The organism is Acidiphilium sp. PM (assembly GCF_000219295.1).
GTDB classification, from domain to species: domain Bacteria; phylum Pseudomonadota; class Alphaproteobacteria; order Acetobacterales; family Acetobacteraceae; genus Acidiphilium; species Acidiphilium multivorum.
Window position 1 is genome coordinate 1 of sequence record NZ_AFPR01000197.1, and the last position, 8,271, is coordinate 8,271.

9 protein-coding genes are annotated in these 8,271 nt (G+C 67.2%); 8 read left to right on the forward strand and 1 reads right to left on the reverse strand.

The annotated features are described in order from the left end of the window. Positions 1–354: 354 nt before the first annotated feature. The 7 genes from adh (at position 355) to APM_RS22620 (ending at position 6,401) form a co-directional block, all read left to right on the forward strand. Positions 355–1,887 (forward strand): aldehyde dehydrogenase, encoded by a 1,533-nt coding sequence (gene adh / locus APM_RS09285; protein WP_007423109.1) that lies wholly within the window; start codon positions 355–357, stop codon positions 1,885–1,887. Between the two features lie 2 nt (positions 1,888–1,889). Then, positions 1,890–2,279 (forward strand): DUF779 domain-containing protein, encoded by a 390-nt coding sequence (locus tag APM_RS09290; protein ID WP_007423110.1) that lies wholly within the window; start codon positions 1,890–1,892, stop codon positions 2,277–2,279. Positions 2,280–2,341: 62 nt separating this feature from the next. Further along, positions 2,342–4,054, forward strand: a complete 1,713-nt coding sequence (locus tag APM_RS09295; RefSeq protein ID WP_007423111.1) for a methanol/ethanol family PQQ-dependent dehydrogenase — start codon at positions 2,342–2,344, stop codon at positions 4,052–4,054. Further along, complete coding sequence (locus APM_RS09300) at positions 4,047–4,835, forward strand: transporter substrate-binding domain-containing protein (RefSeq protein ID WP_007423112.1); 789 nt, start codon at positions 4,047–4,049, stop codon at positions 4,833–4,835. The genes APM_RS09295 and APM_RS09300 overlap by 8 nt, the downstream gene beginning before the upstream one ends. A 52-nt stretch (positions 4,836–4,887) precedes the next feature. Beyond that, positions 4,888–5,328 (forward strand): c-type cytochrome, encoded by a 441-nt coding sequence (locus APM_RS09305; protein ID WP_007423113.1) that lies wholly within the window; start codon positions 4,888–4,890, stop codon positions 5,326–5,328. Positions 5,329–5,600: 272 nt separating this feature from the next. After that, a complete protein-coding gene (locus APM_RS22615) occupies positions 5,601–5,846 on the forward strand; it encodes a hypothetical protein (protein WP_007423114.1) in 246 nt (81 codons plus the stop codon). 219 nt (positions 5,847–6,065) lie between these two features. Beyond that, positions 6,066–6,401 (forward strand): response regulator transcription factor, encoded by a 336-nt coding sequence (locus tag APM_RS22620; protein ID WP_007423115.1) that lies wholly within the window; start codon positions 6,066–6,068, stop codon positions 6,399–6,401. Between the two features lie 15 nt (positions 6,402–6,416). On the opposite strand, the gene APM_RS09320 is transcribed toward APM_RS22620, so the two are convergent. Next, positions 6,417–7,118 (reverse strand): hypothetical protein, encoded by a 702-nt coding sequence (locus tag APM_RS09320; protein WP_007423116.1) that lies wholly within the window; start codon positions 7,116–7,118, stop codon positions 6,417–6,419. Positions 7,119–7,532: 414 nt separating this feature from the next. On the opposite strand from APM_RS09320, the gene APM_RS09325 reads away from it, so the two are divergent. After that, a partial coding sequence (locus APM_RS09325) for a PEP-CTERM sorting domain-containing protein (protein WP_007423117.1) occupies positions 7,533–8,271 on the forward strand: 739 nt, incomplete at its 3' end.

Sequence of the window (8,271 nt, forward strand, 5' to 3'; positions counted from 1 at the left end):
CCTTGCCGGCCCGCAACCGCGCGGACCTGTCGTCGTGATGTGTGGAAAGATGGTCCATGGGCGTAGTCCGTCCTGCGTTTCCTCGATCGTCGCGGCGCGCTCCTGCTGGCGGCCGTCGTCATGTTTGCCTGACACTATGCGCCGTCGTCCCGCCATGCAACGGAACAATACGAAACGTCCCGTTTTGGGACAGTGTCCCCGATCGGGACGTCCCGCCTGTCCCGCGCCCGGCGCGTCTGGCGCGCCGGCGGGCGGATTCGGCCGCGTCCCGGCCTTGGCACGGCGCTTGCAGTCCTCCCTGGCGAAGCAACCAGCGCGGCCCGGAACGTCGGGCCGCAGGACGGAGGAAGACCAATGCCCGACGGCGCCATTCGCCCCTCGCCCGGAACCGCACCCGGCGGATTCACCTTCAAGCCCCGCTACGACAATTTCATCGGCGGCCGCTTCGTCGCCCCGGCCGAGGGCCGCTACTTCGCCAACGTCACCCCGGTGACCGGCCACGCCTTCACCGAGGTCGCCCGGTCGAGCGAGGTCGATATCGAGCACGCGCTCGACGCCGCCCACGCCGCCGCCGAGTCCTGGGGCCGCACCGCCCCGGCCGAGCGCGCCCTGATGCTCAACCGCATCGCCGACCGGATGGAGGAAAACCTCGCCCTCCTCGCCTATGTCGAGACGGTCGACAACGGCAAGCCGATCCGCGAGACCACCGCGGCCGACATTCCGCTCGCCATCGACCACTTCCGCTATTTCGCGAGCTGCATCCGCGCCCAGGAAGGCACGCTCTCGGAAATCGACCACAACACCGTGGCCTACCACTTCCACGAGCCGCTCGGCGTCGTCGGCCAGATCATCCCCTGGAACTTCCCGATCCTGATGGCGGCCTGGAAGCTCGCCCCGGCGCTGGCGGCGGGCAACTGCGTCGTCCTCAAGCCGGCCGAGCAGACCCCGGTCAGCATCCTCGTCCTCGCCGAGCTGATCGCCGACCTGCTGCCGCCCGGCGTGCTCAACATCGTCAACGGTTTCGGCCTCGAGGCCGGCAAGCCGCTCGCCTCCTCCAGCCGCATCGCCAAGATCGCCTTCACCGGCGAGACCACGACCGGCCGGCTGATCATGCAATATGCCAGCCACAACCTGATCCCGGTCACGCTGGAGCTCGGCGGCAAGTCGCCCAACATCTTCTTCGCCGACGTCGCCGCCGAGGATGACGACTTCCTCGACAAGGCGCTGGAAGGCTTCGCGATGTTCGCGCTCAATCAGGGCGAGGTCTGCACCTGCCCGTCGCGCGCGCTGATCCATGAAAGCCTCTACGACCGCTTCATGGAGCGCGCCGTCCCCCGCGTGCAGGCGATCCGCCAGGGCAGCCCGCTGGATGCGGCGACGATGGTCGGCGCCCAGGCCTCCAGCGAGCAGGTCGAGAAGATCCTCTCCTATCTCGACATCGGCCGCCAGGAAGGAGCGGAAGTGCTCACCGGCGGCGGCCGCGCCGCGCTCGGCGGCGAGCTCGCGGACGGGTTCTACGTCCAGCCCACCATCTTCCGCGGCCACAACCGGATGCGGATCTTCCAGGAGGAAATTTTCGGCCCCGTCGTCTCGGTGACGACCTTCAAGGACGAGGCCGAGGCGCTCGCCATCGCCAACGACACGCTCTACGGCCTCGGCGCCGGTGTCTGGACGCGCGATGCCAACCGCGCCTATCGCTTCGGCCGCGGCATCAAGGCCGGCCGCGTCTGGACCAACTGTTATCACCTCTACCCGGCGCACGCGGCGTTCGGCGGCTACAAGCAGTCCGGCATCGGCCGCGAGACGCACCGGATGATGCTCGACCACTACCAGCAGACCAAGAACATGCTGGTTAGTTACGACCCGAAGAAGCTCGGCTTCTTCTGACCATGACGGGACCGGGTTCCATCCCGCGCGTGACCGCGACGCCATCGGCCCTCGCGCTGATCGCCGAGCTGACGGCGCGTCACGGCCCGGTCCTGTTCCACCAGTCGGGCGGCTGCTGCGACGGTTCGGCGCCGATGTGCTACCCGCAGGCGGATTTCGTCGTTTCCCCTGACGATATCTGCCTCGGTGCCATCGGCGGCGCGCCGTTCCACATCAGCGCGTCGCAGTTCGAGTACTGGCGTCACACCCAGCTCGTGATCGACGTCGTCGAGGGGATCGGCGGCATGTTCTCGCTCGACAACGGCACCGGGCTGCGCTTTCATGTGCGCTCGCGGCTGTTCTCCGGAGAGGAAGCCGCGATGCTCGCCGCCGCCCGGGCTCCCCTAACCTGACGGCGCAACAAACCGCCGCTCTTTGATCCTGACAACACCAGAAACCTCTTAGGGAGATCTTCATGAAGTCCAGATTTGCCAGAACCGGAACCGCGCTGATCGGCGCCCTCGCCGGCACGCTGCTCGCCGCCGGCGCCGCCTCGGCGCAGCCTGCCTACCCGAGCGTTACCCAGGCCCGGCTCGACAACGCCGCCGCCTCGAAGGGCTGGCTAATGTTCAACCGCAGCTACGCCGGCGACGACTACGCGCCGTTTGCGCAGATCAACACGAAGAACGTCGCCTCGCTGAAACCCGCCTGGTCATCGGCGAAAATCGACATCCCCAACGGCTTCGAAGGCACGCCGATCGTCAATGGCGACTACATGTTCGCCACCACTCCGCTCGACCATCTCATCGCCTTCAACGCCAAGACGGGCCAGAAACTCTGGGAATACGACTACGACCTGCCGAAGACCGCGCTGAAGACGGTCTGCTGCGACGTGAACAACCGCGGCGTCGCCGTCTACGGCAACGAAGTGTTCATGGGCACGCTGGACAATCACGTCCTCGCCTTAGATGCGACCACCGGCAAGGTGCTGTGGAACGTCGCGCTCGAGAAGCCGGGCATCGGCTACTCGATCTCCGAGGCCCCGATGATCGTCGACGGCAAGGTGATCATCGGCTCCGGCGGCGGCGAATACGGCGCCCGCGGCTTCATCGTCGGGCTCGACGCGCAGACCGGCAAGCTGCTCTGGAAGACCTACACGATTCCCTCGCCGAGCGAGCCCGGCGGCAAGACCTGGCCGGCCGGCGCCTACAAGCACGGCGGCGGCAGCCCGTGGATGACCGGCACCTACGATCCGAAGACCAAGCAGCTCTTCTGGGGTGTGGGCAATCCGGGCCCGTGGCTCGCCTCGATGCGCCCGGGCAACAACCTGTATTCGGACAGCGTCATCGCGATCGATCCCAATACCGGCGCCATCAAGTGGCACTACCAGTACACCCGCAACGACACCTGGGACTATGACGGCGTGAACACCGCCCAGCTCGCCGACATCACCTACAAGGGCAAGCCCTACCACGCCCTGGTCGAGGCCAACCGCAACGGCTATTTCTACGCGATCAACCGCGAGACCGGGAAGCTGATCTACGCCGTGCCCTTCGTGCACGACACCTCGATCACCGGGATCAAGGACGGCCAGGCCGTCAACAACATGAAGCTGCGCCCCGCGCTCGACAAGCAGATCTTCACCTGCCCGAGCTTCCTCGGCGGCAAGAACTGGTGGCCCGGCGCGGTCGATCCCGCGACCAACATGGCCTATGTGCCGACGCTGCACGCCTGCATGACGATGAAGGGCGTTCCGGTCAGCTACGCCGCGGGCCTGCCCTATCTCGGCGAAACCTTCGAGATGAAGCCCGACCCCGCCTCGCCGCACCACATGGGCTCGATCCAGGCGATCGATCTGTCCACCGGCAAGCAGGTCTGGCAGCACCGCACGAAGGAGCCGTGGGACGGCGGCGCGATGGCGACCTCCGGCGGCCTCGTCTTCTCCGGCACGGCGGACGGCCATCTCTACGCCTTCGACGCCAAGACCGGAAAGATCCTGTGGAAGAGCCCCTATCTCGGCTCCGGCATCATCGCCAACCCGATGTCCTACGAGATCGACGGCAAGCAGTATGTCGCGGTCTGGTCGGGCTGGGGCGGCGTGTGGCCGCTGTGGTCGGGCAAGCTCGGCGCCTCGCTCGCCAAGGCGCCGCGCGGCGGCCAGCTCCATGTCTTCGCGCTCAATGGCTGAGCGCAGGCACCCCCGGCCGCTTCGGCGGCCGGGGCTTCTCCGCGCCGCGCTGGCCGGCATCGTGCTGGCGGCGTGCGGCATCGCCTCCGCCCGCGCCGCCGGCCCCACGGTCTGCATCGACCGCGCCAATCCGATGCAGCGTGTCGATCGCGCGCTCACCGCCGCCATCGGCCGGCTCGACGGCGTCGCCCCGCGCATCGTCAGCATCGACACGCGTGACGGCACCGACGCGCTGAATGCGAAGAAGCCGCGCTTCTTCAGCATGCTTGCCCGCCAGCGCTGCGACCTCGTGATGGGCTTCCCGGTCGAGACCGGCGATCCGGCGCTGCCGCCCGGCGTCGCCGCGACGCATCCCTATGTGAAGACCGGCTTCGTCATCGCCGGCGAAGCGCCGCCGCCCGCCTTCTCGCGCCTCGCCCCGGGCACGCAGGTCGGCGTCGTCTATCTCACCGTGCCGACGACCTATTTCGGCGCGGGGCCCGGCGCGCGCCTCGCCGAGCACCAGTATTCCACGCCCGCGCACGTGCTCGCCGCCCTCAAGCGGCACGAGATCGCCTATGCCCTGCTCTGGCAGCCGCTGCTCGAACAGGCCCTGGCGCGGGACGGAATGCACCTCCACCAGCGCCCGCTCCGCCAGCCGCACGCCAACTGGTCGGTCGTCGCCCTCTACGCGCCGACCGCATCCGGCCGCGCCGCGGCCCGCCGCTTCGATGCGGCGCTCGCCCATCTCGCGAAGGACGGAACCCTTGCCCGTCTCGTCGCCCCCTACCATACCCCGTGACTCGCGGCGGGCAGGCTCGCCCGCCGGTTCACCCGCTGAAAGGATACCCCTGATGCTCCGACGCCTCTCCCGCACCCTGCGCCGCCCGGATGCGCGCCTGCTCGCCGGTCTCGCCGCGGCGGGTCTCTGCACCGCGATCGCCGCCGCCGCCCCGCTTCCCGCCCTCTACACCAAGGCCCAGGCCAAGGCCGGGCACGAGGCTTTCGAGACCCATTGCTCGATGTGCCACGGCAAGAACCTGCAGGGCATCAGCGGCCCCGCCCTGGTCGGCCAGGGCTTCGCCAGCGCCTCGAACAACTACACCGTCGCCGCGATCTTCGACGAGCTGTCGCAGCAGATGCCGGCCGGCGCCCCCGGCAGCCTGCCGCACAAGGACTATGCCGACATCATGGCCTTCATCCTGAGCAAGAACGGCTACCCCGCCGGCAAGACGGCGCTGACCTATTCCGCCGCCCAGTCCTCGACCGCGAAGCTGGTCTCCCAGGTGAAATGACTCGGGCCGCAAGCCGGCGGCCGGCCCCGCGCCGGCCGTCGGCGCGGCATCCCTTCATTTCTCGAAAATAACGACAAATCCCATACAACGTTACAGTCCGTCGCGTTATTTCGATATTTCGAGACTTACATGCACCGGTCTCCCGGACGGTCACCTTGTATTACAATTCTTAATCCCGGCAATATCATTTCCGATTTATTTATTGTCCGAATAGATGGCGGAAATGAACCGCCGACATTCGTCATTTTGCAATATTTCCGGGAAGACTCGAAATGCAGCAGAATAATACCGAAAAAGGGGCGGTCGCGACGCCGTTCGTGCCCTTTCTGGCGCGATCGCTGGAGCGTCCGCGCCTCCCTTATTCATCGCCCGTCCGCGCCGCCGCGGTCGAGGCGGCGGTGCCGGGGCGCACCCGGATCGGCCTCGTCGATTCCTCGCGGCTGACGCGCGAATGCCTCGCCAGCGCCCTCGTCGCCCAGGGCGCCGATTTCGCGGTCCGCAGCTTCGTCACCGCTTAGGACTGCATCGATGCGGCCGGCGAGGGGTTCGATCTCCTGCTCTGCCACGCGCATGAGGACGGGCCGGCGGCGAAGGCCGTCCTCGCCGACATCGCCGCCCTGCGCGAGGCCTTTCCCGGCCTGCCGATCGTCGTCCTGCACGATGCCGCCGAGACGCCCGACACCGGCTTCGTCCGCCTCCTGTTCCAGGAGGGCGCGCAGGGCTTCGTCCCGACCCGCATGGTCGGCATTCCGCTCGCCGTCGCCGCCATCCGCTTCGTCCAGGCGGGCGGCCGGTTCGCCCCGGTCGATCTCCTGCTCGACGACCGTCCGCCGCCCCCCTCCGGCTTCGCGCCGGGCGACGATTTCCTGACACCGCGCCAGAAGCTCGTCTTCGCCCATCTGCGCCAGGGCAAGGCGAACAAGATCATCGCCTACGAGCTGGGCGTCAGCGAAAGCACGGTGAAGGTCCACATCAAGAACATCATGCGCAAGATCGGCGCCACCAACCGCACCCAGGCGGTCTACAAGGCGCAGTCTGCGCTGCTGCGCGCCTTCGCGCCGGATGCGGGCTGAGGCCGCGCGTCCGGTTCAGTCGGGCAGGTCGAGATCGCCCTCGACGATCCTGGTCCCGCCGCAGACGAAGCCGCCGCTCGCGGTCACCGAGGGCGTGCCGGGCGCGTAGCTGGCCTGGCCCGCCCCATAGGGCGTCCGGTTGGCGATGGTCGGCGGCGCCGGCGAAAATCCGGCCTCGCACTGGCGCGACAGCGCGGTGATCGACAGGCCGCTCGCCGTCACGAAGGCGGGGCTGAACGCGTAGCCGTCGCGGAACTCGGCGCCGCTCGCGCCGATGGCGCCGGAACTGTCCGTGTTCGCCATCATCACCGCGTAGATCGACGCGACCCCCATGCTGGTCTCAAGGATCATCCGCCCGTCGGTGTCCGGGGCGACGCTGAGCGGCCCGGATGGCCCCGTGATCCCGCCGGTCCCGCAGGCATAGATCGGCGCCGTCCACTGCCCCGCGGCACCCGGCCCCGCGGCCGGCGCCTGGCAGAACGCCTTGCCGATCCCGCTCGACTGCATCGTCACCGCGACCGGGGGGATGCTGAGGTCGATCGTGTTGCCGGTCATGCCGGTCAGCTCGGCCAGCGCCCAGAGTGTCGCGAGAACGATGGCGGATGCCGCCGGAATGCCCAGCGAATCCGGCGAATTCCGCAGCTTGCGGCCCACCTGCACGACGACCAGCTGTCCCAGCGCCCGCCATGACAGGATCGTCGGATCGCCAATGCTCACGCGGTCACCGGAGTGTATGATTTCCGAGGCCATTGCCGAAATTTAACACTGGATTTACCTCGGGAACAACCAAAAACTTCGTGACATCGCCGGCGCCACCCGCATTGCGTGCAGGATGTTGCGGCGTCACATGATGTCCGGCGGCCAACTGCCTGACGGGCATGGCTTCCGCCGCCCGCATCCGCGACGCGGCGGCGACGGACCGCGCCGGATGGACAGGGGATGAACCGGAAACCGCGCAAGATGCTCACGAACGCGTGAAATCTGCGTGTCGGAAAATTTTACACGCCACCCCGTTCATGCCAACGGTTGGCCAATAAACAATTGAAAAATAATGATAAGATTTTCTGGCATCGTTTTTGCTTTTGCCTTTGCCAGAGAGCTAGCATGCAATTCCGAGAGAGGGCTATCGTCATGAATTTGAAGACCCGGCTTTTCCCAGCGGTGCGAACCGCCGCGATCGCCCTGGCCGGCCTGATCGCCACCGCCACCGCCGCCCAGGCCGGCGCGATCACCAGCCAGCTCAACGTCACGTACTACACGATGACCTCCGCCAGCCCAGATTTCGGAGCCAGCGCCGGCTGCTGCGACATCGTTTACAATAACGACGTCAAGTCCACCCTCGGCCCGAACGGCCTGCCGGTCTACAACCCGGCGAGCGGCGCGAACTACCAGACCATCAACAAGACAACCGGCGAACTGCAATGGTGGACGAACGAGACGGGCACCGGAACCGTTAGCCTGCCATACAGCAATGCCAAGCTGTTTCCGCCGAACGGCACCGGAAGCAGTGATTCATCCGCCTTCCAGACCGCGATCTACAGCGGCGATCTGAACCTCCCGACGGCGGAGAAGGTGAGCTTCAACTTGCAGGCAGACGACGCCGCCTACCTGTTCATCGATGGCAATCTGGTCATCGATGCCGGCGGCGTCCATGCCTACAACACCGTGCCGGCCACTTATGTCACGCAGACGCTCTCGGCCGGGTCGCATAATCTCCTTCTGTTCTACGCGGATCGGCATACGGTTGCGGCCCAGCTCGATTTCAGCGTGAACACGCAGGGCGTCTCCACCAGCGTGCCGGAACCCGGCTCGCTCGCCCTGCTGGGCACCGGCCTGCTCGGCATCGGCCTGGTGGCGCGCCGCCGTCGCC